Below are 23,394 nucleotides of genomic sequence, written 5' to 3' on the forward strand. Positions count from 1 at the left end.
TCTTCGCAGTCCTGCGGGCGGTGGGGTGTCAGGTGAGGTCGGAGATCCAGGCGTCGATGGTGGTGACGTCGGCCTGGCGGGGAAGACCTTCTCGGTCAGCACCCGGTGGACCTCAGGGTCGGCGTCGCCGCAGCCGTCGGCAGGCCGGTGACGGTAGTCGAGGTCGGCGGCCTGGCGGAGGGTGGACAGGACGACGCCGCAGGTGACGAGGCCGGTCAGGACGAGGGGGTCGATGCCGCCGCCGCGCAGGACGAGGTCGAGGTCGCTGCCGGCGAAGGCGCTGACGCGCTTCTTGGTGACGATGCTCTCGCCCGGTCGGGGCGCGACATCGGGGTGGATGGCGGCTACGGGGTCACCGTCGGTGAAGGTGCCGTCGGGCAGGGTGTTGAAGAAGGGGCTGGACTTGGTCTCGGGGTGGCCGGGGCGGAAGCCGAGGACGACGTACACCACGGGGACGCCCGCGGTCCGTGCGGCGGTGACGGCTCGTGCGACGCGCGGTGTGTAGTCGGGGCCGGGGACGCGCTCGGTGATGGCCTGCTGGACGTCCATCACGAGCAGGGCGGGGTTGGTCACTGGCCTTCGCTCAAGGCGGGGGACGGAGCGCGGCAGCTGGCGCCGTAGCACGAGGATTGTCACACCGAGCCCGCCTGTGCCCTGGCGCCCCCAGTGACTGCGACCGGAAGGCGCCAGGGCGGCCGGGGTGTGTCAGATGCTGAAGACGCGTTCGGCCTGGTCGCGGTGGGTGGTGTGCAGCTCCCAGTAGACGGGGGAGATGGCCTCGGGCGGGGCCACGGGGAGCGCGCTTTCGATGACGGCGGTGCCGATGGATACGTCGATGCCGACGTGTGCGGCCTGGATGCCGGTGCCGGCCAGTTCCTTGTGCAGATTGATCGCCCAGTTGCGCAGCGCTGCCGCGGCGGCGTTCACGTTGCCGACCTCCGGTACGGGGTCGATGGACCCGGCGCCGGTGGTGTAGAGCAGGGTGCCTGCGCTTGTCTCGCGCATGGCGGGCAGCACCGCCTGGGTGGCGGCAATGGCCCCGTAGAGCTGGAACTCCATCTCGTGCTGCACGTGGGACGGGTCCGTCCCGGTGGGGGTCGTCAGGGCGGTGGAGCCGAACGATCCCACCGGGGAGTACTCCAGGACGTCGATGCCGCCGAACCGCGCGGCTGCATCCTTGAGGGCCTGGGTGAGGGCGTCGCGGTCGAGTACGTCCGCGGGAAACGCCGCAGCGGTGATGCCCTCAGCGGTGAGCTGGCTGACGAGTTCGTCGAGCTTGGCGCGATTGCGCGAGATCAGGGCGACGTCGAAGTCGTGGGCGCCGAAGGTGCGGGCGATGGCCAGGCCCAACTGGGGGCCGGCTCCGATGATGGCGATGCTGGTCACGACGATCCTTCCGTAAAGCTTCGTTTGAGGGTGTCGGGCGGCGGCGCCGGACAGCGCCCAACCCGTATCCGGATAAGGCTTTCCGTTTTTGAAACGGATAGCCCTTTCCCTTTCTGCTCCGCCAGCGTAACACTAGAAACGGATAGGGCATTCCGATTGCTAGAGTGGCCGTCATGACCCCTGGCACCCAGCACTCCGATGGCCAGCCCCTGCGCAGCGACGCCGAGCGCAACCGAGGGCGGATCATCGCCGCTGCGCGCACGGTGTTCGGGCGCGATGGTCTGGGCGCCTCGATGGCCTCCGTGGCCCGCGAGGCAGGAGTGGGGATCGCTACGATCTTCCGGCACTTCCGTGGCAAGGAGGAACTGGTCGCCGCTGTCTTCGCCGACCGTATGGACGCCTACGTCACCGCCGTCAACGATGCTCTCGACGTGCCCGACCCCTGGGAGGGATTCACCGGGTTCGTCGAGGCGATCTGCGCCATGCAGGCGGCTGATCGTGGCTTCGCCGACGTGCTGACCATGACGTTTCCTGGGGCCAAAACTCTGGAGGAGCGCCGTGCCGAGAGTTTCAAGGGATTTCTGGCCCTCATCGCCCGCGCCAAGGACAGCGGGCGACTGCGTGAGGATTTCACGAACCAGGACCTTGTCATCGTGCTCATCGCCAACGCGGGCGTCGTCAACTTCGCCGGCGACGCCGCGCCGGATGCCTGGCGCCGTCTCGTTGCGCTGCTGATCCAGTCCTTCCAGGCGCCGGCCCGTGGCCCGCTGCCCGACCCGCCTGAGGATGCCGCCTTGTACGAGGCGATGCTCCGCGCCAGTCCGGCGGGCCTCACTCCGCCGGCCCAGGACACCTGATCCGCAGGTGGCCCGCACCGGAGCAGCGGATCGCCGCGATGTAGTCCGGGCTTCGCCTTAGGCACGGCTTGCGGCTGAACTCGGGTCCGCCGGGGGCACAGCCCGCCGCGGTGGGCGTTGGGCGCGGAACGCCTTCGGCCGCTTGTCCGTGGTGGGGCGAGGGCGCCGTCAGTCGAGCGGGACGCCTGTGTGGTTCTCCAGGGCCCGGACGAGGCGGCTCTGGAATCGTTCGTCTTGAGCCGCTGGGTGCGGTTCCTGTGTCTGGTGGTGGTGCCAGTAGCCGCCGGTGTGCGGGGTCACGTCGTGGTGGGTGGTGAGCCACACCTGTGTCTGATGCCCGGCGGTCAGGTCGTCCGGTGCGCCGGGGCCGCCCATCCGTGTGGGCACCCAGCCGGGGTCGACCGCGTGGCTGGAGGTTCCCTTCCACCGGGACGCGAGTGCGAGCGCGAGGGTAGTGACCCACAGTTTGCTGTCGTCGTAGGAAGCGGTGCCGGCGGCCAGTCGGCTTAGATCGGTGGAGCCGGTTCGGTGCATGGAGGTGCTGAGGTAGATGAGCCTGCCTGGTTTGTCCATCAGGGCTGTCAGTACGTACGGCGCAATAGTGTTGACGGTGACTGCTTCGGGGGAGCGCATGACGCCGGCGTTGTGGATGACAGTGTCGAAGCGGCCGTACGCGGCAGCCTGCCGGGCAACGCCGTGGATCTCGTCGAGGTCGGTGAGGTCCCCCAGGAGGACGCCCTTCCACCGGGCGGCATCACCTGCGTCGGTGAGACGAGCCGGGTTGCGGACATGGACGACCATCTTGTGCCCGTCGTCGGCCAAAGCCTTCGCCGTGTCATGTCCGAGCCCGCTGGATGCCCCAGTCACCAGAATCAGTGCCATGTCCGTCGTCTTTCGTCTGCGGTGTCGGTCGGGTGCCCGCCTTCGCCGAGGGCGGGCGTGAAGGGCCAGTGAGCCAAGCTCCGCCGTCCGACCACCATGCCTATCCTCTACGAGTTCCAACACGCTGCCGGCGGCCCGGCCCGCCCCGCGGCGGCGATGCGGGGCGGGGCTACAGTGTGGGGCGGGTCAGAGGGTGAGGATCACCTTGGTGGCGCGCCGCTCGTCCATCGCCTTGTAGCCTTCCGCGGCCTGGTCGAGGGGCAGGGTGAGATCGAAGACCTTGCCGGGGTCGATCTTGCGGTCCCAGATGAGCTGGATCAGGTCGGGCAGGAACCGGCGGACGGGGGCGGGGCCGCCCTCGACGTGGATGCCGGCGAAGAACAGGTCGATGCCCTGGATCGTGACGTCGTAGTTGACGCCGACGAAGCCCAGGTGCCCGCCCAGGCGGGTGGCGCCGATCGCGTGCATCGTGGACTCCTGGGTCCCGACGGCCTCGACCACCGAGTGCGCCCCCAGGCCGCCCGTGAGTTCCTTGATCTTCGCCACGCCGGCGTCGCCGCGCTCTTCGACGATGTCGGTCGCGCCGTAGAACCGGGCCAGCTCCTGCCGCTCGGGGTGGCGGGACATCGCGATGATCCGTTCTGCGCCCAGCTGCTTGGCAGCGAGGATCGCCATGAGGCCGACCGCGCCGTCGCCGACGACGGCGACCGTCTTGCCGGGGCCAGCTTCGGCTGCGACGGCCCCGTACCAGCCGGTGCCGAGCACGTCGGACGCGGCCAGCAGCGACGGGATCAGCTCAGGGTCCGGCTGCCCGGGCGTGGCCACCAGGGTGCCGTCCGCGCGGGGGATGCGGGCCTTCTCGGCCTGGGTGCCGATCGTTCCTGCCACGAATTCGCGGTGCACGCAGCCGGACTGGTAACCGGAGCGGCAGATCTCGCAGGTGTTGTCGGAGATGACGAACGATCCGACCACGAAGTCGCCGACCTTGATGCTCTGCACCTCGGGGCCAACTTCCTCGACCACGCCCACGTACTCGTGCCCCATCGCCGTGTGATCGGCGGGTTCGATCCCGCGGTAGGGCCACAGGTCGGAGCCGCAGATGCAGGTCGCGGTCAGCCGGACGATCGCGTCGGTGGGTTCGATGATCTTCGGGTTCTCGCGCTCCTCGACCCGGACGTCACCGGCCGTGTACATCACTACTCCACGCATATGTGGGTCTCCTTGTTTCGTGTCTGGGCGCTCTTGGGCGCCGGTATGTGTTCAGGAAGGCACAGCTTCCTCAGGGAAATTGCACAAATGTTCCTGTGTGGTGCTTTTGGTCACACAGGAACCCCAGGCGCCGTTGGGACGGTGCCCTGGACGAGCAAGGGCGCCATGCGGCGGCGCTGGACGAGCGCGATGGTGATCGCGGGGACCAGGGTCAGCGCGGCGACGGCGGTACCGACCGTGGCGGGACCGGCGGCCCCGAAGGTGGAGTCGAGGGCGAGCCCGGCGATCCACGAGCCCGCCGCGGTACCGAGGTTGAACGCCGAGACGGTCAGGGCGGAGCCCAACGTAGGGGCCCGGCCCGCGAAGCGAACGCCCAGGGAAATCAGCACCGGAGTAGCCACGAACCCGAAGAGCCCCAGCAGCGCGACCAGCACAACCGTGGGCGCGGCGAATCCCGACAGCAGGCCGAGCGCCAGCAGGACGACTGTGGTCGACGCCGCAGCCAGGATGGTCGTCGTGTACGGGCGGATGTCTCCCAGACGTCCCCCGGCGAGGAAGCCCACCAGGGCGCCGCCGCCGAACCCGACGAGCACCAGCGGCACGAGGCCGGCAGCGATGCCTGCCTGGTCGGTCAGGAGCGGCGTGATGTAGGTGTACGTCCCCAGCACGCCTGCGTTCAGGGTGACGCAGGCCGTCAGCACCAGCCAGAGCCGGCCGGAGCGCAGCGCGGACAGCTCGGACCGGACCGACACCGCCTCGCGGCCGGGGGACTCGTGTGGGACCCAGCGGGCCATCAGCGCCATGGCGGCCGCTCCAAGGACTGCCAGCACCCAAAGCGGCCCTCGCCAACCCATCAACTGCCCGGCAAAAGCGCCGAGCGGCACACCGACGACGTTGGCAAGCATCGCGCCGGACCCGACCACGCCCACGGCGCGGGAGCTCGCGCCCGGGCCGGCGGCACGTGCGGCCACCACATTGGCCACCGCCCAGAACGCCCCTGTCGCCAACGCGGTGAGGAACCGTGCCGCGAGCAGCAGCCCGAAGCTGGAGCCGAGCGCGGCGACGACGTGCCCAACAGCGAAGATGCCCAGAGCCAGTACCAGCGTCCAGCGAGTGGGCAGCCGCAGAGTCAGCATTGACATCAGCGGCGCGCCGACGATCATCCCGGCCGCGAACACTGTGATCACCAGCCCGGCTCGGGCCACGCTCACCTGCAGGTCACCCGCAATCTGCGGCAGCAGGCCCGCCACCACGAACTCGGTAGTGCCCATCAGGAACGTGCCCAGTGCCAGCACGTAGATGACGAACGGAAGCCTGCGGGAGGAAGAGGGCTGATCTTCGAAGCGCACTTCGCTGGGAGCGTGGAGGACTGCTCCTCGCATGGTGGTGCTCCATCCCTGGAAGTCGTGACTGCTGGTGTGCATCCAAGGCAACCCGACCCCTCGGGGGCGAGGAAGGTCGCGTTTATGGGGGGGTACAAGCTCCACCTCCCTTCCTGGCAGGACGCGCCTACCGTGGAAGGCATGGATCCCAGAGCCGACAACCGCTCCGACATCCGGGACTTCCTCGCAAGCCGGCGAGCCAAGATCACACCGGAGCAGGCCGGGTTGCCCACCAGCGGCCGGCGTCGAGTCCCGGGGCTGCGCCGCGAGGAAGTCGCGGTCCTCGCCGGCGTGAGCACCGAGTGGTACACGCGGCTGGAGAAAGGCCACATCAACGGCGTGTCCGAGGACGTCCTCGACGCGGTCGCCCGCGCGTTGCACCTCGACGACGACGAACGCACCTACCTGTTCGACCTGGCCACAGCCGCGCAGCCTCCCAGCCGCACACCTCGCCGCCGAAAGGCCGTCGATGTCCCGCCCCGCGTCCAGTGGCTGCTCGACTCCATGACGCTGTCCGCTGCCTTCGTCACCAACGGCCGCCTGGACATCGTGGCCACCAATGCACTCGCCCGCGCTCTTTTCGCACCGATGTTCAACAGCGAAACCACGGACGAACGCGGCCGTCCCAACTTCGCCCGGTTCTACTTCCTCGACCGCTGCTCCCACCACTTCGTCACAGACTGGGAAGGCGCCGTCAGCACCACTACCGCCCTGTTGCGCGCCGAAGCCGGGCGCTACCCGAACGACAAGGCACTGCGCGAGCTCATCGGAGAACTTTCCACCGTGAGCACCGAGTTCCGCGCCCGATGGGCCGCCCACAACGTGCGCATCCACAACGCGGAGTCAAAAGCTTCCACCACCCCGACGCCGGGCTCCTGGAGCTCACCTACCAGCCGCTGGACCTGCCCATTTCCACCCGCGAGGCGCACTCCCTGACCATCTACACCGCCAAACCGGGAACCCCCGACGAGGACAGACTCAAACTGCTCGCCAGCTGGGCAGTCACCCCTGCCGAACCTCAGGGCCCATCCGCCGACCAGGCTGCTCGCCCGGACACGAACGCGGACATGCGCGGCCCGTCCCAGTAATACTGGACAAAGTCAGATACGGATCGCCTGGTCAGCGCGCCACAAGCGCTCCGACCTAGCAAAACAGGCTTCTGAGTGATCGTATCCAGCACCGAATCAGTAGCGTCGGAGTTCATCCAGCACATCAGGCGGCCCTACCTTCTTGAGCACGTCCTGATCGCTCGCGACGATGGGGACGTGCGGGTGGGACGGGGATGGTTTTCAGGCTGGCTGCCGTTGATGGCTCGCCTCGCGGTGCCCCCTGTCTCACCGCTTCTTACGGACCGCTGATTAGGCATTGCGAATGATCGCAAGGTAGGGCCAGGACGGGCGGAGGGAGCCGCACGGTGGACGACCGCACAGCGAGAGGGGCGCCATGCCGGTATGGGCAGGACTGGACATCGCGAAGGACTTCCATTGGCTTGCCGTGCTCGATGAGCGCGGCAAACCGTTGCTCAACAGGCGGGTCGACAACGACCCCGAGAGCACCGCGAGCACCGTCGAGGCGCTCGGTGAGGGCGTGGAGGGCTTCGCGGTCGGCGACGCGGTCTTCTGTGTGGTGATGAAGCCGTTCCTGGGCACCGGGTCGCTGGCCGAGTACGTGACCGTGTCCGCCGCCTACGGCGTCGCCCACGTCCCCGCGGGCCTGGACGTGAAGGACGCCGGTGCGCTGGGCCTGGCCGGGACCGCTGCCTACGACAGCCTGACCGCCCTGGACGTGGCCGAGGGCGAGACGGTGATTCGCCGTTCTAGGCTCTGATCGGTGAGAAGGCGAAGAGCGTCAAGGACAGCGTGTTCGGCAAGGCCAAGGGGGCGTTGGGCGGTGGGGAGGACGGGGGAGGCGGAGGTGGCAAGGGCCGTGGGTCCGGCACCAACAAGGTTATGAACATCATCGAAGTACTGGACGTCGGCATCCAGATACGCGACGCCTACGACCACTGGACCCAGTACGAGAGGTTCAGCAGCTTCACCAAGGGCGTCCGCAGCGCCTCCCAGGGCAAGGACGCCGATAGCGACTGGAAGGTCAAGGTCGGGCCTTCCACCCGCGGATGGAACGCCATGGTCCAGGAACAGATCCCGGACGAACGCATTGCGTGGACCTCGGAGGGAGCCAAGGGAACCACGCGCGGCTGCGTCAGCTTTCACGAACTGACCACCACCCTGACGCGCATCGTCCTGGTCGTCGAGCATCTGGCGCGCTCAGGGGCGGCGCCTGCGGCTGGACTTTAAGCACTTCCAGCGCTACGTCACCCTGACCGACGAGGAGCCGGAGGGCTGGCGCGGCGAAATTCGCGACGGTGAAGTGGTCCGCACCCACGAGGAAGCCATCGAGGAAGACGAGCAGTCCGCCGACGAAGAGGAAGACGCCGAGGAGGAGGACACAGAAGACGAATACGCCGAAGACGAGGATGAGGAATACGAGGGAGACGAATATGAAGAGAACAGAGAGGAGGAAGACGAAGAGGCGAGCCGGTGATCGCCGGTCCGTTTCTCCACGGATCGGGCAGCGCGTCGTATAAGTGCCGCGGGACGGCGGGTGCGGGTGGTCAGGGGCGGGGATTGTGCCGGGCGATGCTGGCGTTGAGGGCCGTGGCGAAACAGCACCATGCGGCGTAGGGCAGGAGCGCGGCAGTCGCGTTCCGGTCGATGCGGGACGTGGTGCGCATGAGGTGGAGGGTGCTGGCGTCCAGCAGTAGGGTGCCGGCCAATCCGGCGCGGGGGCTGCGGGCGGCGAAGAAGAGCCAGCTCCAGACCGCGTTCAGCGACAGGTTCACCGTCAGCACGGTCACCAGTTCGGTACGTTCCGGCTCACCGGCCTGATTCCAGGCACGGCCCGCGGACCACGCGATGGTCGCGTACAGGGGTGTCCACACGGCGCCGAACGCCCAGGACGGCGGCTGCCACCGGGGTGTGGCCAGCCCTCGGTACCAGGCGTTGTCCGCGTCGATCGCCGTACCGCCCACTGTGGCAACGGCGGCTACCGCCATCGCGGCACCTGCGTAGGACCGCCACCGCGCGGAACCAGGTTTCCGCCGCGGACGGCCACCGCGACCGTGTCGTTTCACTCGTCGTTGCCCGCCGCGTTCGCTGATCAGCCTCACACCCACCATCCTGACCTGGTCGACCCGTGGCGGCACAGGAAGTGGGCACGTGCCGAGCCGATGTCCCAGGCGCCGCCTGAGGGAACGGTGCCCAGCTGCTTATGACCGTCGTGAAGTCACCCCATCGTTGCAACTGGTCGGCATTTCCGCGCCACTGCGTCGTCTGCTGCGGTGAGTGGCGGCCCCAGGTTGCTGGGGGATAGACAGCCAGGGGCCGCCCCCTTCCGTGCCCGGAAGCAGAGAACGGGCACGCGGAGCAGTCACCGGCATTGGAGGACTCCGCACCCGGGTGCCCCCTGATCAAGCCCAGCGCCTTCGCTCCTGCCTGTGGAACGCTCCCGGAGTAGCCCGTTGGTACCGTACGCACACGCCCCAACACGGGTCCGAGACCGCCGTCGGCCGTCCTGCGTCACCCTCACCCAGGACCTGACGTGTGATCGCCTCCTGGAGGCTGAGCGGCGCCCACGGTGACCAGTCCGCGGGCGCAGAGCTCCTCGACGACGCGCCACAGAAGGTCGCGGTCTTCGAAGGCCAGGTCCCGTGAGGTGTCGGTCGCGGGGGGTCTGGCAGCCGGGCTGGAGGAGCTGCGCGCCCGAGGCAGGCGATGAGTCTTTGGTGCTGGGGGTTGTGGGTGCATCACTGCGATACCGGCGTCGAAGGGCCTGCCCTGAATGCGGCAATCGAGTGGGCTGGAGCGTGACGAGCATTGGTCCGTTCGCACCGACCGAGCGGGCAAGGGGCACCCGGTCGGAGTGATGGTAGAAGGCATCTGCAGGTCTGCCGATGCCCTGCGCCGTCTCTCGAGGAGCTGGCTGATGTCCGAACGCAATACCGTGCTGCGCAGCTTGCACGATGTGGGACTGGCCGCGTGGTTCGGCGGTTCCCTGATGGGGGCGGTCGGGTTGAACGGTGCGGCTTGGGCGGAGGGCGGGACGGAGGAGTCCGCCACCCGGATCGCGGCGTGCGGCTGGTCGAAGTGGGAGCCGGTGAATGCGGCGGCGATCGGCGCTCACTTGGTCGGCAGCAGCGGCTTGCTCGCGGTGAATGCCGCCCGGGTTGTGGCCCAGCAGGGCGTGGCAGCCGCGACGCTGGCCAAGACGGTCCTGACCGGAGCGGCGCTGGCTGCCACGGCCTACAGCCGCGTATTGGGCAAAGGGCTCGAGCTTGCCTCCTCCGACCGTCCCGAAGACGCGGAAAAGGCCGCCGAACACCCCGTCGACACCGACACAGCGCAGCGCCACCTGGCGTTCCTGCAGTGGGCAGTCCCCGCGTTGACCGGCGGCCTGCTGATCCTCAACGCCGTCCACAACGAACAGCAGCGCCCCGCAGAGCAGATCCACGGCATGTGGCAGCGGGCCCGATCACTTGCTCCCCACATGCCCGCGGTCCCGGACTGGCACCTGATGTCGGCGGACACCTGACCGTGCTCAGCCCCGTCTCCTTGATGGGTACCTCATCGCGCCGCAGGTGTGAAACAACTGACGGCCCTCCAGCACCCCTTTTCCCTCGGCATCGGGGTGGGACGGCTTTTTGTGCGGTGTGCGGCGCAGCATTTGCACGCCCCTCCCACGCGACCGTGAGGCAGCCGTCCAGCAGGAAGCTGAGTGAAGGTCTGATGAACTGTCCCGACTGGCGGGAGGGATCGGTACGCGCTTTTCTTGCCGCGCTGGGTCTGGCGTCCGGCGCCACGGTGAGCGAGCGGCAGGCCAAGCTGCTGTACGACGAGGGCCGGCACCCAACGCCGACGCCATCGAGGCGCAGCGCCTGGCGGCGGGGGAGCCCCGGCAGCTGCGCGGCGGGCGACGGTGCTGGGCCGGCCGGTCGGCGATGTCGCCTCGCCGTTACTCGCGCTGGATCTGGTGTTCCGGCCGCCGTCGACGGTCCATGTGCTGTGGGCGCTGGCGGATGAGGGGACCCGGCTACTCATCGAGGACTGTCAGGACAGTGCTCGGGACGGGGCGCTCGGCTGGATGACGGACATCCTCACCGCGGCCTCCAGTGCGCCACACTGGAGGAAGGCGGCCGACGCCGTCGCTCACCTCTCCTTGACCGCCGCCCAGTTGCGGGAGATCACTGGTGCACGCGCTCAGGCCGCGGCCGTTGGATTCGCCGACTCGGCGGCACGGTGGTATTCGGCGTTGATGCGCTGGGCTTCTTCGAGCTGGTCTTCGAGGATGACGATGCGGCAGGCGGCCTCGATGGGGGTGCCCTGGTCGACGAGTTCCCGGGCGCGTGCGGCGATGCGCAGCTGGTAGCGGGAGTAGCGGCGGTGGCCGCCCGCGGATCGGAGCGGGGTGATGAGGCGGGCTTCGCCGATGGCGCGGAGGAAGCTCTGGGGGGTGCCGAGCATTTCGGCGGCCCGGCCCATGGTGTAGGCGGGGTAGTCGTCGTCGTCGAGACGGCCGTACGAGTCGTCTGCTGTCATTGCACCTCTCTATGGAACGTGTGGAGGGGCCCTGGTGCCGTACGGCACCAGGGCCCCGAAGGAACTGCTACACCATCTGCCGGCCCTGGTACTGCGCCGGCCTTCTGTTTCCGCAGACCCGACCGGGACGCTGTCGGGGACGCGGGGATCGCGGTTGCTTGACCGGAGACCACCTCACTATCGATGTCCTGCGGTACCCGGGCTCAGCGATTTTGCCCGGGCGATCCTGATGGCGCGGGGCTCCTCCGTTCTTCCCTCTTGATCAACATTTACCAACGGGGGACTGCGTACTGCTGGTACTGCGGACTGCTTCGTACTGCTGGTGATGCGAACTGCTGGTGACCTGTGTAAGCGTCACTCTTCGGCAGCCAGCCCCGTTGCCCGTCCTGCGCCTGCTCTGGCTTAGAACCCCACTGCCGAATTTCCCGGCACGCGCGCCCGCAGCCGACGCCTTCACCGAGGTACTGCTCACTTCACTGCTGATTCTGCGAACTGCACTTACGGGTACTGCCACGGCGGCCCCTGAATCACTGCGGGCCACCCGGTCCGGTCGTCAGTCCCGTCGCCGTCCTGCAACAACCCTGGCTTCGAAACTCCACCACCGCACCGTCCTACGCACTGCAACTGCGTGTACTGCTGACCGGCAGTTCGTCTCTGTCAGGCCCTGCGATCTCTCTGGGCTACGACAGAAACCATAACCACACCATCTCTCAATGTCTACTCTGGCCGTCATAGATTTCCGTGTGTTCGACGGTGAGGTAATCGACCCCGAACGGCGACGGGGCAGGGAGCGAGGCCGCAGCGAGCAGTGGACACCCGCCACGGCTCGGCGCCGTAGCCGCCGGGGCTCCGCGCGTGATCAGCCGGACAGCCCGGCACCCTTCGCGGCGGATCGCCCCGCCCGGACGATCACGGTGGGGTGGGTTGCAGGGGGATGTCGGCTCTCTCGACTGGTGTGGGGAGCCGGGCTCCTGGTGGCCGGTCGGCATATCGGTGCTCCTGGAGTGCCAGGAGGTGTTCGGCGAGGCCGGCCAGCTCCGCTGCCGCGGTGTAAATCTGGGAGACAAGCGCTGTGACCACCGCCGCTGCCTGGTCGGCGGTGTAGAGACCCGTTCCCGGCCCCGTTCCGTGCTCATTGAGCGGCTCGACAGCGTGGCGTGCGGGCTGGGGGGGAGGGGTCGCCGTTCCACTCGCCGTCTCTTCTCGTGTGCACGGTTTCAGCGTGAGGGTCAACGATCAGGCGGCTAGACTCGGCATCGGCCATCCGGTGTATTTGCGCCCCGTGCGTGGCGGGTTGGCGTGACCGTGCTGCTGTTCTGGGGCGCAGCCGAGGAGGAGGGGGAGGGTCACGAGGTCCGCGAAACGAGTTCCTCGTACTCCAGGTCGGACAGGTCCGTGGCCTGCACGTAGGCCTGGAAACCGTCGAGCAGATTGCGGAGTGTGTTGCGACTGGTCGAGTGCTCGATCCTCTGCTCGATCTCCGTGGCCTCGGGACACCAGGAGATCAGCACGATCTTTTCTTTCCGGGTCCCGTCCGTCGTCGCAAAGACCAGGTCGTAGACGACGAACCGAGTCTCGGCGGCCGGCAGGGCCTGCAGTAGTTCGTCGTGCGTCAGGTTCCCCTTGAAGTCGGGGATGACGGTCTCCAGGTTGTTGCTGAGCCGGTAGATCACTGTGTTGACGTGCCGCTTGCTCTTCAGCTCATGAAATGCCTCGATACAGCTGTCTTCCACTGGTTGCGTGGATCTTGATCGGTCTGCTGGCAGGTGCGATCGCTAAGGCGTTGATGCCGGGTAGGGACCCGGGAGGCTGCCTGATCACGATGCTGATCGGCATCGTCGGCGGTCTTCTCGGCGGCTGGCTGGGAAAGGTCATCTTCGGCGTGCACTCGATCAGGGGCTTCTTCCATCTCTCCACGTGGATCGCCGCCGTCGTCGGATCCGTCATCGTTCTGGCCATCTACCGGCTCATCGCAGGACGGCGCATCCACTGAGGCGCCGGGCCAACGGCGTCGCCGCAGACTCTGAGCCTCTTCCAACCTGAGTGTGGGGAAGAGCGGTTGGCGTGACGCAACGATGAAACTCCTGGTAGATGGGTTGTCGACCAAGATCAACCTTCTCTGCCAGGAGCTTCGCGTGCTTGTCTACCCATCAGGGTTGGATCTGTCCGCTTCCGCATTGCGGTTGCTGCGCCGGGAGTTGGCCGCTCGGCGGCGACGGATCGGGACTCGCTGGCGGCGGCTGACCTGCAGCCGTCAGGCGCTGATGGCTCTGGCCCACCTGCGCTGCGGTCACACGTTCGCCCAGCTCGCGGCCGGGTTCGGCGTCGGCCTGGCCACGGCCCACCGCTACGTCACCGAGGCCGTGGACGTCCTGACCGCTCTCGCGCCCACGCTCCAGCAGGCCATGGCCGTCGCCGCGCGCAAGGCGTTCGTGATCCTTGACGGCACCCTGCTGCCCGTCGACCGCATTGCGGCAGACCGCCCGTTCTACTCGGGCAAGCACAAGAAGCACGGCACGTCCAGGTCCTCACCGACCCGTTCGGCAGGCTCCTGTGGGCCTCGCCAGTACTGCCGGGCGCCGTCCACGACATCAAGGCCGTCCGCACCCACGGCGTCATCGAGGCCCTCGCCGGGGCCGGGGTGCGATGCTGGGCGGACAAGGCATATCAGGGGGCCGGCGGCACGGTCCGCGTCCCCTACCCGCGGCCGCTGGGAGAAGCTCTCCGCAGGCCAGAAAGCCGTCAACCGCGCCCACGCGAAGATCCGCGCTGTCGGTGAGCAAGCCATGGCCACCCTCAAATCCTGGCGACGGCTGCGCAAGCTCCGCTGCAGCACCACCCGCATAACCGACCTGGTTAGGGCCATCCTCGCTCTGCAGGTCAACGCCTCAGAATGAAGAGGCAGCACCCTCCGGGACGGGTAAGCAGGTGTTCGAGAAGCCGGAAATCTGGTGCACTGACGGCATGAAGATCTTGTCCCCCCGTGTCCTGCGAGCCCTTGAACAACTCAATGCCGCCTACCCCTGGGACCACAACGCGCACTACCACCGCTGGATCTTGCGGCAACTGCCCAAACGCTTCGACCGCGCCTTGGACATCGGCTCAGGAACTGGGGATCTCGCAAGGCTTCTGGGCCGCCGTGCCAACAAGGTGCTCGGAGTCGACTCCGATCCAAGAATCGTTGCCCAGGCCCAACACCTGACGTCCCCAGACGCCCCCGTGGCCTTCACCGTCGCCGACGCCATGGCGGACACCCCCTCAGGCCCCTTCGAAGTCATCACCTGCGTGGCGACAATCCACCACCTGCCGTTCGCCCAGGCACTGACCAGCTTCCGAAGCCTCCTGGCCCCCGGAGGAAGCTTGGTAGTTGTGGGACTGTCCCGTGCGGAGACCCGAGTGGACTACCTCCTTGGCCTGACGTCGGTCCCACTCAACCCGGCTATGGGCTGGCTGAAGAACAAGGGCAGGCGCTCTCCACGACCGCTATCGATGACGGCACCGACACGCGCGGCCGACATGACCTTCAAAGATCTTGCCCGTGAAGCCCAGGATCTCCTCCCTGGCGTGCAACTGCGCCGCCGGCTCTTCTGGCGCTACACGCTCGTATGGCACAACCGGTGAAAGCCCGCCGCCAGGACCAGGATCGAACGGCTCTGCGTGTCGCCTCGGCGCCCAACAAAGCTCACCCTGAGCCCTTCAACTCCGGACGGTCACACTTCGCCACCCATGCCCATGACCAGATTGGAAAAGGCTCTCTGGCCCGCAATGCCGGTGAGTTAGCGCGTCGGTGCAGGTCAGGCACTTGATAGTGCGGGGTTTGGTTGGGAATATCCCCTGGTGACGTTGCGTGATCCGTCACTTCTGGTGACGTGTCGGCGGAGGCCGGGACACGGCAACGGAGTTCCCGGTAGGACAGAAGATCGACCAAGATCCGACTGTCCGCGAGGGAACTCCGTTGGGTACTCAGTGTGCCATCGTCCGCATGTCGTCTGCCATCACCGAGGGCAGCCAGGCCCCGTTGAACAGGCTGGTGACCCCCACGGACCGGCGCTTTGGCGAGCACGTCCGTCTCGGCGTGTTGACCGAGGAGATCAGCCCTGAACTGGTTGACGAGGTCGTGGAGTTGACCGGCTGCGGCGAGCGTCGCCGCCGGCTGTTGCCCGCCCGGGCGGTGGTCTACTTCATCCTGGCGTTGTGCCTGTTCAGCAGCTCCGACAGTGCCGGGCCGCCGGGATACCGGTCGGTCCTGCGCACGTTGACGGAGAAGCTGCGGCATCTGCCAGGCCTGTGTGTGCAGCGCTTGCCCACCAGCTCGGCCCTGACACGGGCCCGGCAGCGGCTGGGCGACAAGCCGCTGCAGGCGCTGTTCGAGCGGCGGTGCGGCACGCTGGCCACGACCGTCACTCCGGGCGCGTTCGCCTTCGGGCTGCGGCTGGTCGCCTGGGACGGCACCGCGCTGGATGTCCCCGACACCCCGGCAAACGCTGCTGAGTTCGGTTTCACCGGCAAGGGTGGTGTCAACCAGAGCGGACACCCACAGGTCCGCCTGATGGCCCTGACCGAATGCGGCACCCACGCCCTGGTCGACGCGGCCTCGACGCCGTGGCCAGGTTCAGCGAGCACAAGCTCGCCCGCCGGCTGCTGGCCTCCCTGCGAGGGGACATGCTGCTGCTGGCCGACCGCAACTTCGCCGGATACCAGCTGTGGGGCCTGGCCCGCGCCACCGGCGCCCACCTGGCCTGGCGGATCAAGAAGAACCTGGTCTTCGTGCCGCTGCGGGTGCTGTCCGACGGGTCCTACCTGTCCATCATGCGCACGCCCGCGGAGAACATCCGCCACGGTCAGGCCCGCGCGGCCGGACGCACCCTGACCGAGCCGCCCCGGGGACACCTGGTACGGATCATCGAGTACACCGTGACCATCCACCCACAGGCCGGCCCACCCCGCACCGAGACGTTCCGGCTGGTCACCAGCCTGCTGGACCACCGCCTCGCCCCGGCCCACCAGCTGGCGAGGGCATATCACCAGCGGTGGGAGATCGAAAACGGATTCGCGGAACTCAAGAACCGCCTGCGCGGCGCCGGATTCATCCTGCGCTCCAAGGCGCCCGAGCTGATCTACCAGGAGATCTACGCCCTTCTCACCGTCTACCAGGCACTATGCGCACTGCAGACGCGCGCGGCAGAACACGGCGGGACCGATCCTGACCGGATCTCCTTCACCGTCACGGTGCAGCTCGCCCGGCTGGCCGTCGCCGCCCAGGCCGCAGCCGACGTCACCACACTGGCCGCCGCCCGCCGCGAAGCCACCACAGAGCTCTTGGCCGCCCTCCTGCCGCCCCGGCGCAACCGGCAGTGCCAGCGCATCAAGAAGCCGTCCAAGAACACCTTCGAGGTCAGAAAACGGGACCAGACCCGCACTCCCAGTAACGTCCGCTACACACTCAAAGTCACCAAGCACCCCACCTGACCTGCACCGACGCGCTAACTCACCGGCATTGCTCTGGCCCGGCATCGAGAGCCTCGTGGCGAGCGCACCGGTGGCTGGGCAGTCGCCAGCGTCTGCGGCGCTGTACGTCGTTGTACCTGCGGGGTCGCGCACCGGAAGCGTGATTGAGATTGTCGAAATGGGCTTTGCCGGGTGCTCCGTCCGGGGCACCACGCCCCCATCCTCAATCTAAAGAGTTCTACCCGTCGGCCTGTTGCCTGTTTTGTTCGAGATGCGTGAGGCGCAGGGACGGTACTGCATGCCCACACTGAGGCATAAGAAACACATAAATGTCGGACGCATGACGGCGTGATACAAGGGCACACGCTGCTCTGCAGGTTGATAACTATGGTTCCCCTACTTCTCGTTCTTCTGCTTGCCCTGCTTCTTTTCGGTGCCGGCTTCGCGCTGAAGGCCCTGTGGATCGTCGCCGTTGTTTTGCTGGCTGTCTGGCTGCTCGGATTTGCCATGCGTTCTGTTGGAGCCGGTGGTCGTCGTGGCCGTTGGTACCGCTGGTAGAGATGCAGTCTCAGCCCCGCATTTTTCTGCCTGGAAGGTGCGCTGTGCGCGCAGGGAACCGTGGACCGCCGAACACAGTAGACCTCTCAGGCATTCCGAGATTCGGTTGCGATAGGCCGCGTGGTGGCCCCGCCATCCACCCACGCTTTCGCACCGTGATGGCGGCCGGGCACTGCTTCACGACAAGCAGTTGTGCGGGAGAACCGGCAAGTGGTGGCGTCAGACCCTGCCTGGGTCCATCCGTCTCCCGCCCGACACTTCGTCTCGCCGAATGCAACGGCGGGGAGCAGCCGCGCGTCTGACGGGCGAGTGTCCGGTAGCGACCAATCGTGCCTCTCTCCTGTCCCCCGTGAACAGAACTGCGTACGGAGTGATCGTGATGCTTGCCGCTGCCTGCTCGCCGGTGTTGCGGTGCTGCCCGGACTTCTACGACTGGTATTGGTTCGTACCGCCAGCCCGGCCCCTCGGGCAGCGTCGGGACCGCCTGGGCCAGCGCCACCTTGATCGGGAACTCCACACTGCCGATCCTGCAAGCCCCGCCATTCCACGGCGCGCCGGGCGGTCCGTACGGTCTTATGCGCCTGTCACCCTGCCTCGGATGGCAGCCCTGGCACGCCTCGATGTCCGGCTCGGCCAGCGCGATGAACCGGTTCCGAGGCGCTCCGTATCCCTGTGGAAGTCCGCGGCATACAAACGGGTGATCCCAGGACCGCCGTCGGCCCGGGCGGCGCACAGGGTCTGAAGGGTGTGGGTGGCGCGCCCCCGCCGCCCTGCACCCGGCTCAACGAGCGCCTCTCTGGACGACAGAACGGCGTCGCCGTCTGAACGGGTGGAGATCCAGCGAGCGGCTTGTGGTGGGTGTCCGGCGGCGGGTTGCTGAGGGCGGCGGAAATAATGGTCGGTATGGGGAAAAACTGGGTGTATCAGTTCCGGGGCGGCCCGGAGTGCGAGGTTCTCGAGATCCTGGCTGAACAGGACGGGAGGCCCCGGCAGATCCTGGTAAGGCAGTGTCCCGACGGCGACGGCCTGGTGGACGGATACGTCCTGCAGCACGCCCACGCGCCGACGCGGGCTGCCGTCTACACCTGGGTGCGGCGCGGCAACTCAATCCGGTTTCCGCTTATCTGCTGGAGCTCCTGGCCGAGGTCTGCCCGAAGGAGAGTGCCTGGTAGATCTATGACGAACGGATGGATGGCACCGCTCGGGGACTCGGATGCGGCACGTGAGGAACGTGATCGTGGAGACAGCAGAGCTGAAGAGCAAGATTCACGGCCGGCCCTGGCCGTCCGGGAGGCCAACCGTGCCGGTGCGCAGGCCACAGGCCGTCGTCCACAGCGGCACCGGCACCTGGTCCGTGATGGTCGTCGCACCGCGGCCCTGGTGGTCGGCATCTTCCTGGGCATGCCATCGCCAAGAGATGACCCGGCCCCGCGGCGGGGTTCGCCGACGGCCGCATCCGGCGCCGACGGGCCCCGACGGCCGGAACCGGGACTGCCCCCGTTTGCCTATTTTTATGTCAGTTTTAGGCTAGATGTTGGGTAAACAGCTCTCTTTCGGAGGCCATCATGGCGTCAACCCATCGCGCACCCATCGAGGAGCACCCCGACCTGATGGAACTGCGTGCCCGGCACGAGCGCGCAGCCGCCACCCCACGAGCCCAGATGATCGAGGCCCTGGCTCTCATAACCGGCCTCTACCTTGCGGCATCACCCTGGATAGCCGGCTTCAACGGCTTCACCACCCTTGCCGTCAACAACCTCATCGCGGGCATCGCCTACATGCTGCTCCTCGGCGGCCTGGGCACCTCCTACGAGCGCACCCACTCCATGGCCTGGGCCGCCGCCGTCATCGGCATCTGGACCTGCGTAGCTCCCTGGGTAGTCGCAGGCGACGTCGCCCACACCCGCTCCATCACCAGCAACCTCATCACCGGCGTCATCGCCACCCTCCTCGCCCTCGCCGCCGCCTCCGCGGCCCGCGACCGCACCGACAATCGCGGCACCCGCCCCGGCGCACGAGAGCACCGCACCATGCCCGGCGACCGCTGACACCGCCACCGCCGGCCCCCTCATTCCCGCTTGGCTTTTCCGCCCCCTCCCCGGAAGGGGCGGATTGCCGTCCGTCACGGCCCCGCTGACCGGGCAAGACTGGACGAGCCTCGGACGCCGAAAGCGCCTCCGACTACGGTCGGGGGCTTTGTCGCGCCTCTGCGGTGAGGAGTCGCAGGATAGACGAGGCGCGCGCGCCCGGGTACCGCTGAGCTTGCGCCCCCGCCCTATGGCGGGGGCTTCGCCGCTCCCCCAGATGCGGCGGGTGACCTCCTGCGCGACGGTGAAAAGAGCACTGACCTCACTCCCCTCCAGCCATGATCGTCAAGATGCTGCATGAAAAGGGCCTGAGGTCCGAGCACGCCTACTGCGCCGGCTTCCTCTCGATCGGCTTGTCCGTCGCCTCGTGGTTCGGGTCGATGAAAATCGAGCCCCTTGGGGCGGCTCGTGCGGACCGCTGCGGCATTTTCGTCGGCGAGTGGGCGCCGACGTTCTTCGCTATGGGCCTGGCCCTCGCGAACTACGAGCACAACCACGAGCACCAGACGGAGTCGCCGGACTTTGACTGAATGACGCATGAGGTACCGGCCGGGGTGAAAGGCTATGCGTCACGCCGAGAATCTCCCCGTCTGCAGGCACCCGGCGTCAGATGGGTGGCCAGGCCTTGGACGCATGAAAGCGCGAGCATCACATCCTGGACGCATGAGCGGGTGGGAGATTGGTGCAGCCGCCGAGGTCGAAGGAGCGGTCTGCCGGAGTGGTGTCCAGCCACTCTGCCCGCATGGCGGCGAGCCTCAGAGGGCCGCGGCTGGCCGGGCCGACTCGGTCTTCTACCCCCAGGTGTGAGCCCCGCCGGGGAGCGCTGGAGCACGTGCGTGGGTGCCGCCGTGGGGGGTTCGGAACACACGCACGTGCCGTCGGGCTCAACGCACCCCCTGCCCGCCACGTCACGCCGCCGAACGGTGGATTCGGGCCCCTCTCCGCCTGTGCGTTCTCGCGATGAGGGCGGGTGAACCGGGGTAGCGTCAAGACCAGCTGTCATGGTTCCGAAGTACCCGTCGCCCGTGAGCGCGAGTTCACGGGCGGCCCTGCTGTTCACAGTCTCTGAGGGCCAGGGCGATCACCTCCGGCCCCGCACGGTGCGGGACCGGCTTCGAGTCCCCTTGGAGGACAAAGATGGCCAGCGGAACCGTCAAGTGGTTCAACGCGGAAAAGGGCTTCGGCTTCATCGAGCAGGACGGCGGCGGCCCGGACGTCTTCGCCCACTACTCGAACATCGCCGCCCAGGGTTTCCGTGAGCTCCAGGAAGGCCAAAGGGTGAACTTCGACATCACCCAGGGCCAGAAGGGCCCCCAGGCCGAGAACATCACCCCCGCCTGAGCTGTATCCGTAACGACGCCCGCCCCGCGACAGGCTCGCCGGGGAGGGCGTCGTGCGTCAGGGCTCAGATCTGCTGCCACCCGGTCTGCTCGGGGGGGTGCAAAGTTACGCCGGACGCCCCAGCGTGCCGCGCTGCTGCGCGTGTTGAAGAGCTTCGGGGGTACGCGTGTGGAACGGTGAGCTGGCTTCGGCTCATGCCCTACAAGTGGAAGGATTTTTATGGGACACGGCGGGAATGTGATCGCGGAACTCACCACCGACCACCGTGAGGTCGACGGCCTGTTCGAGAGGATCGAGGCGCAGCCGGTCGGTGACAAGCAGCGCCGGAAGCTGGTCGATGAAGTGACCATGGAGCTGGTGCGCCACTCCGTCGCTGAGGAGATGTACCTGTACCCGGCGGTGCGTGAGCACGTCGAGGGCGGGGACGGGATCGCGGACAAGGAACTCGCCGATCACGCAGCGGTGGAACGGCATCTCAAGGAGCTGGAGGGTCTCGATGCGGATGACCCGCAGTTCGACCACCTGGTGGCGAAGCTGAAGCTCGAGGTGAGCGAGCACGTTCGCGATGAAGAGGAGAGGCTGTTCCCCCTCCTCGCCGCGGCGTGCACGCCCGAAGCGTTGGACGAATTGGGTGACAAGGTCCGCATGGCCAAGAAGATGGCGCCCACGCGCCCGCACCCCTCCGCTCCGGACACCCCGCCCGGCAACAAGCTGCTCGGCCCCGGCGTCGGGCTGGTCGACCGGGCCCGGGATTTGCTGACCGGACGCGGCAAGAGCTGAACACCTCACAGGCCCTACCGCACGGGAAATTATGACCGAGGGCGCGGAATGTATCGGCGCGGAGGAGCAGGTCCTCCTCGCGGCCCGGAAGATACCCGAGATGGGCGTCGGCGCGCTGCCGATCTGCGGCACCGACGACAAGCTCAAGGGCGTCCTCATCGATCGTGACATCGTGATCAAGGTCCTGGGAGCGGGCAAGGATCCCGCGTCGACCAACGCGGGTGAGCTCAGGGTGAAGCCGTAACGATCGGCGCCGACGACGACGCCGCCGAGATCATGTGCACCATGGCCCGGTTTCGACGTTCACCGAAACCAATGTGCGAACTTATGCACGCCTGCCGGACGGCAAGGACGGCTTGTGGTTCCTCCATCGACGTCAGTAATCCGGTCATGCTGGCAGCCCGCGCGATCGGTGGCCCGTACCACGTGGGGAACCTGAGATCAGAACGGACGGCCCCGTCATCCATTAGGCGAACGACGCGGCGGCGGCCCCCGCTACCGGCTCACAGTACGTACCGGTTCTCCGGTCGAGGGGACCGAACTGGACGTCTGGCTGACGTCACGATGGCGGTCCACCATTATCGATCTGCAGGAGAACCTCGCCACGAGCGCGGGCCTTTCCGCTCCTGTCGGGGAACCCATCGTTCATTTCTCATCCGGGGTCGGGCCCGTACGGAGCGGAGCGACCCGGCTGGTAACCCTGGCTTCATTCAGGCCCGAGTCGGCGGCTCGGTCTCGTGCTCGTAGTTCGCGAAGGCCACGCCGGTAGCGAAGAACGTCGACGACCACCCGCCGACGAAAATGCCCGAGCGGTCCGCACGAGCACGAGCCACCCCAAGGGGCTCGACCTTCATCGACCCGAACCCGAACCAAGAGGCGACGCACAAGCCGATCGAGAGAAAGCCGGCGCAGTGGGCGTGCTCGGACTTCAGGCCCCTTTAATGCACCACCTTGACGATCATGGCTGTCCAGGGGGAGGGAGGTCAGCGTCGCGCAGGAGGTCACCCGCCGCATCTGGGGGACACGGCGAAGCCCTCGCCATATGTCTGGGGTGCAAGCTCGCAGTACTCGGCGCGCGCTGCGACAAAGCCCCCGACAGCGGTCGGACGCGCTTCTGTGCTCGTGTGTGGTCCGGCGGCCGGCCCCAGATCCCGGGCTGCGGTCGCAGCGAGACGCGGACCGCATGACGAACACCACGGTCAGGGAGTGCTTTGCGTCATACGATCCCCACCCAGCCGGGCAGTAGCGTGCGCACGCGATCCACGCTCGATCGGAGTCCTCGATGCCCGCAGATCTCTCCCCGCTCATCGCCGCCACTACGCAGTGGCTGACGCGCGCTTTCCCGGCCGCCGACGGCGCGTTCGCGGCTGTTCTGTCCGAGGCACAGGCGCGCCAGGCCGTCACTGTCGCCGCGTGGCTGCGTTACCCGACAGCCATGGACGCAGCCTTGGTGATGATGGCCGGCCCCGGTGGATCCGCACGGCTCGACTGGATTGCCGGAGCGCACGTGCCCGACGAAGCCGACACCGAGGACTGGGCCTGGCGGAGCTGGGTGGATGAGGTCGTCGCCAGCTGGGCAGCCTGCCTGCTCGCTGCCCCCAATGCGGCCAAGGAGGCGGTGGAAGCCGTTGCCCACAGCGAGCACACTGCCGTCGGGCCTGTCGAATTCCGGCGTCTGACGGCGCCGGATGCCCACGATATGTCGGCTGCACCCCTACTGCGCCACCCGGAGCTGCTGCAGCCGATAGCCGCTCTGTATCACGCCGGCCTCATCGACCGGCTCCGCCTCGGCCCAGCCCTGGCCTGCTGAGGACACTGCCGCTCGTCCACGCCCTCGCGGACCACGCCCTTTCCACGGGACAAGGAGCGC

At 67.6% G+C, this 23,394-nt stretch carries 20 protein-coding genes and 6 pseudogenes; 18 read left to right on the plus strand and 8 right to left on the minus strand.

Translation table 11 applies throughout. The annotated features are described in order from the left end of the window. Positions 1–28 precede the first annotated feature (28 nt). Positions 29–573, minus strand: a pseudogene (locus tag OHA03_RS43180) (cysteine hydrolase family protein). 132 nt (positions 574–705) lie between these two features. Further along, complete coding sequence (locus tag OHA03_RS43185; protein ID WP_267009383.1) at positions 706–1,386, minus strand: SDR family oxidoreductase; 681 nt, start codon at positions 1,384–1,386, stop codon at positions 706–708. 173 nt (positions 1,387–1,559) lie between these two features. Between OHA03_RS43185 and OHA03_RS43190 the strand changes: the two genes are divergently transcribed. Further along, on the plus strand, positions 1,560–2,243 hold the full coding sequence (locus OHA03_RS43190) for a TetR/AcrR family transcriptional regulator (RefSeq protein ID WP_267009384.1): 684 nt from the start codon (positions 1,560–1,562) through the stop codon (positions 2,241–2,243). Between the two features lie 168 nt (positions 2,244–2,411). Here the strand turns inward: OHA03_RS43190 and OHA03_RS43195 are convergent, their stop codons facing one another. The 3 genes from OHA03_RS43195 to OHA03_RS43205 form a co-directional block, all read right to left on the minus strand. Then, positions 2,412–3,125, minus strand: coding sequence for an SDR family NAD(P)-dependent oxidoreductase (locus OHA03_RS43195; protein ID WP_267009385.1), 714 nt, complete (start codon positions 3,123–3,125; stop codon positions 2,412–2,414). Between the two features lie 186 nt (positions 3,126–3,311). Beyond that, positions 3,312–4,334, minus strand: coding sequence for a zinc-dependent alcohol dehydrogenase family protein (locus OHA03_RS43200; protein ID WP_267009386.1), 1,023 nt, complete (start codon positions 4,332–4,334; stop codon positions 3,312–3,314). Positions 4,335–4,444: 110 nt separating this feature from the next. Beyond that, positions 4,445–5,716, minus strand: coding sequence for an MFS transporter (locus OHA03_RS43205; RefSeq protein ID WP_267009387.1), 1,272 nt, complete (start codon positions 5,714–5,716; stop codon positions 4,445–4,447). Positions 5,717–5,857: 141 nt separating this feature from the next. On the opposite strand from OHA03_RS43205, the pseudogene OHA03_RS43210 reads away from it, so the two are divergent. From OHA03_RS43210 to OHA03_RS43225, 4 genes and pseudogenes are all read left to right on the plus strand, one after another. Further along, positions 5,858–6,316: pseudogene (locus tag OHA03_RS43210) on the plus strand (helix-turn-helix domain-containing protein); the annotation flags it as partial. Continuing rightward, the gene (locus tag OHA03_RS43215; RefSeq protein WP_267009673.1) at positions 6,205–6,804 is read left to right on the plus strand and encodes a hypothetical protein; all 600 of its coding nucleotides are present in this window, start codon (positions 6,205–6,207) and stop codon (positions 6,802–6,804) included. The pseudogene OHA03_RS43210 and the gene OHA03_RS43215, both read left to right, overlap by 112 nt. 355 nt (positions 6,805–7,159) lie before the next feature. Continuing rightward, the gene (locus OHA03_RS43220; RefSeq protein ID WP_267009702.1) at positions 7,160–7,543 is read left to right on the plus strand and encodes a transposase; all 384 of its coding nucleotides are present in this window, start codon (positions 7,160–7,162) and stop codon (positions 7,541–7,543) included. Then, positions 7,519–8,260 (plus strand): annotated as a pseudogene (locus OHA03_RS43225) (SRPBCC family protein); the annotation flags it as partial. The gene OHA03_RS43220 and the pseudogene OHA03_RS43225, both read left to right, overlap by 25 nt. A gap of 70 nt (positions 8,261–8,330) precedes the next feature. Here OHA03_RS43225 and OHA03_RS43230 read toward each other — a convergent pair. Beyond that, positions 8,331–8,771: a TspO/MBR family protein gene (locus OHA03_RS43230; RefSeq protein ID WP_267009388.1), complete on the minus strand. Its 441-nt coding sequence runs from the start codon at positions 8,769–8,771 to the stop codon at positions 8,331–8,333. A gap of 929 nt (positions 8,772–9,700) precedes the next feature. Between OHA03_RS43230 and OHA03_RS43235 the strand changes: the two genes are divergently transcribed. Then, positions 9,701–10,306: a hypothetical protein gene (locus OHA03_RS43235; protein ID WP_267009389.1), complete on the plus strand. Its 606-nt coding sequence runs from the start codon at positions 9,701–9,703 to the stop codon at positions 10,304–10,306. Between the two features lie 665 nt (positions 10,307–10,971). On the opposite strand, the gene OHA03_RS43240 is transcribed toward OHA03_RS43235, so the two are convergent. Together OHA03_RS43240 and OHA03_RS43245 are read right to left on the minus strand one after the other, a co-directional pair. Then, positions 10,972–11,310: a MerR family transcriptional regulator gene (locus OHA03_RS43240; RefSeq protein WP_267009390.1), complete on the minus strand. Its 339-nt coding sequence runs from the start codon at positions 11,308–11,310 to the stop codon at positions 10,972–10,974. Positions 11,311–12,656: 1,346 nt separating this feature from the next. After that, positions 12,657–13,043: an actin depolymerization factor/cofilin-like domain-containing protein gene (locus OHA03_RS43245; protein WP_267009391.1), complete on the minus strand. Its 387-nt coding sequence runs from the start codon at positions 13,041–13,043 to the stop codon at positions 12,657–12,659. Here OHA03_RS43245 and OHA03_RS43250 point away from each other — a divergent pair. The 12 genes and pseudogenes from OHA03_RS43250 (at position 13,019) to OHA03_RS43305 (ending at position 23,334) form a co-directional block, all read left to right on the plus strand. Continuing rightward, positions 13,019–13,303, plus strand: coding sequence for a GlsB/YeaQ/YmgE family stress response membrane protein (locus OHA03_RS43250; protein WP_267009392.1), 285 nt, complete (start codon positions 13,019–13,021; stop codon positions 13,301–13,303). The two genes, OHA03_RS43245 and OHA03_RS43250, sit on opposite strands and share 25 nt — an antisense overlap. 142 nt (positions 13,304–13,445) lie before the next feature. Continuing rightward, positions 13,446–14,207, plus strand: a pseudogene (locus tag OHA03_RS43255) (transposase family protein). 67 nt (positions 14,208–14,274) lie between these two features. Next, positions 14,275–14,931: a bifunctional 2-polyprenyl-6-hydroxyphenol methylase/3-demethylubiquinol 3-O-methyltransferase UbiG gene (locus OHA03_RS43260; RefSeq protein ID WP_267009674.1), complete on the plus strand. Its 657-nt coding sequence runs from the start codon at positions 14,275–14,277 to the stop codon at positions 14,929–14,931. Between the two features lie 361 nt (positions 14,932–15,292). Next, positions 15,293–15,622, plus strand: a pseudogene (locus OHA03_RS48185) (transposase domain-containing protein); the annotation flags it as partial. A gap of 290 nt (positions 15,623–15,912) precedes the next feature. After that, positions 15,913–16,779 carry a transposase gene (locus tag OHA03_RS43265; protein WP_267009393.1) on the plus strand — a complete coding sequence of 289 codons (867 nt, stop codon included), beginning with the start codon at positions 15,913–15,915 and terminating at the stop codon, positions 16,777–16,779. A 366-nt stretch (positions 16,780–17,145) separates the two neighbouring features. Next, on the plus strand, positions 17,146–17,316 hold the full coding sequence (locus OHA03_RS43270) for a hydrophobic protein (protein ID WP_267009394.1): 171 nt from the start codon (positions 17,146–17,148) through the stop codon (positions 17,314–17,316). A gap of 1,565 nt (positions 17,317–18,881) precedes the next feature. Beyond that, positions 18,882–19,364 carry an SPW repeat protein gene (locus tag OHA03_RS43275; RefSeq protein ID WP_267009395.1) on the plus strand — a complete coding sequence of 161 codons (483 nt, stop codon included), beginning with the start codon at positions 18,882–18,884 and terminating at the stop codon, positions 19,362–19,364. 317 nt (positions 19,365–19,681) lie between these two features. After that, a complete protein-coding gene (locus tag OHA03_RS43280; protein ID WP_267009396.1) occupies positions 19,682–19,933 on the plus strand; it encodes a hypothetical protein in 252 nt (83 codons plus the stop codon). A gap of 607 nt (positions 19,934–20,540) precedes the next feature. After that, complete coding sequence (locus OHA03_RS43285; protein ID WP_267009397.1) at positions 20,541–20,744, plus strand: cold-shock protein; 204 nt, start codon at positions 20,541–20,543, stop codon at positions 20,742–20,744. Positions 20,745–20,963: 219 nt separating this feature from the next. Further along, on the plus strand, positions 20,964–21,524 hold the full coding sequence (locus tag OHA03_RS43290; RefSeq protein WP_267009398.1) for a hemerythrin domain-containing protein: 561 nt from the start codon (positions 20,964–20,966) through the stop codon (positions 21,522–21,524). A gap of 31 nt (positions 21,525–21,555) precedes the next feature. Then, positions 21,556–21,812, plus strand: a pseudogene (locus OHA03_RS43295) (CBS domain-containing protein); the annotation flags it as partial. 994 nt (positions 21,813–22,806) lie between these two features. Beyond that, positions 22,807–23,334 (plus strand): hypothetical protein, encoded by a 528-nt coding sequence (locus OHA03_RS43305; RefSeq protein WP_267009399.1) that lies wholly within the window; start codon positions 22,807–22,809, stop codon positions 23,332–23,334. Positions 23,335–23,394: the final 60 nt, after the last annotated feature.

Origin of the sequence: Streptomyces sp. NBC_00154, assembly GCF_026342835.1 — a bacterium.
Classification (GTDB): Bacteria; Actinomycetota; Actinomycetes; order Streptomycetales; family Streptomycetaceae; genus Streptomyces.

Excerpts from the sequence above, each read along its gene's own strand:
- OHA03_RS43235 (WP_267009389.1), top strand. The coding sequence starts at position 9,701 with ATGTCCGAACGCAATACCGTGCTGCGCAGCTTGCACGATGTGGGACTG.
- OHA03_RS43285 (WP_267009397.1), top strand. The coding sequence starts at position 20,541 with ATGGCCAGCGGAACCGTCAAGTGGTTCAACGCGGAAAAGGGCTTCGGC.
- OHA03_RS43200 (WP_267009386.1), bottom strand. The coding sequence starts at position 4,334 with ATGCGTGGAGTAGTGATGTACACGGCCGGTGACGTCCGGGTCGAGGAG.
- OHA03_RS43220 (WP_267009702.1), top strand. The coding sequence starts at position 7,160 with ATGCCGGTATGGGCAGGACTGGACATCGCGAAGGACTTCCATTGGCTT.
- OHA03_RS43250 (WP_267009392.1), top strand. The coding sequence starts at position 13,019 with ATGCCTCGATACAGCTGTCTTCCACTGGTTGCGTGGATCTTGATCGGT.
- OHA03_RS43195 (WP_267009385.1), bottom strand. The coding sequence starts at position 3,125 with ATGGCACTGATTCTGGTGACTGGGGCATCCAGCGGGCTCGGACATGAC.
- OHA03_RS43305 (WP_267009399.1), top strand. The coding sequence starts at position 22,807 with ATGCCCGCAGATCTCTCCCCGCTCATCGCCGCCACTACGCAGTGGCTG.
- OHA03_RS43270 (WP_267009394.1), top strand. The coding sequence starts at position 17,146 with ATGGTTCCCCTACTTCTCGTTCTTCTGCTTGCCCTGCTTCTTTTCGGT.
- OHA03_RS43190 (WP_267009384.1), top strand. The coding sequence starts at position 1,560 with ATGACCCCTGGCACCCAGCACTCCGATGGCCAGCCCCTGCGCAGCGAC.
- OHA03_RS43275 (WP_267009395.1), top strand. The coding sequence starts at position 18,882 with ATGGCGTCAACCCATCGCGCACCCATCGAGGAGCACCCCGACCTGATG.
- OHA03_RS43230 (WP_267009388.1), bottom strand. The coding sequence starts at position 8,771 with ATGGCGGTAGCCGCCGTTGCCACAGTGGGCGGTACGGCGATCGACGCG.
- OHA03_RS43240 (WP_267009390.1), bottom strand. The coding sequence starts at position 11,310 with ATGACAGCAGACGACTCGTACGGCCGTCTCGACGACGACGACTACCCC.
- OHA03_RS43280 (WP_267009396.1), top strand. The coding sequence starts at position 19,682 with ATGATCGTCAAGATGCTGCATGAAAAGGGCCTGAGGTCCGAGCACGCC.
- OHA03_RS43260 (WP_267009674.1), top strand. The coding sequence starts at position 14,275 with ATGAAGATCTTGTCCCCCCGTGTCCTGCGAGCCCTTGAACAACTCAAT.
- OHA03_RS43290 (WP_267009398.1), top strand. The coding sequence starts at position 20,964 with ATGGGACACGGCGGGAATGTGATCGCGGAACTCACCACCGACCACCGT.
- OHA03_RS43205 (WP_267009387.1), bottom strand. The coding sequence starts at position 5,716 with ATGCGAGGAGCAGTCCTCCACGCTCCCAGCGAAGTGCGCTTCGAAGAT.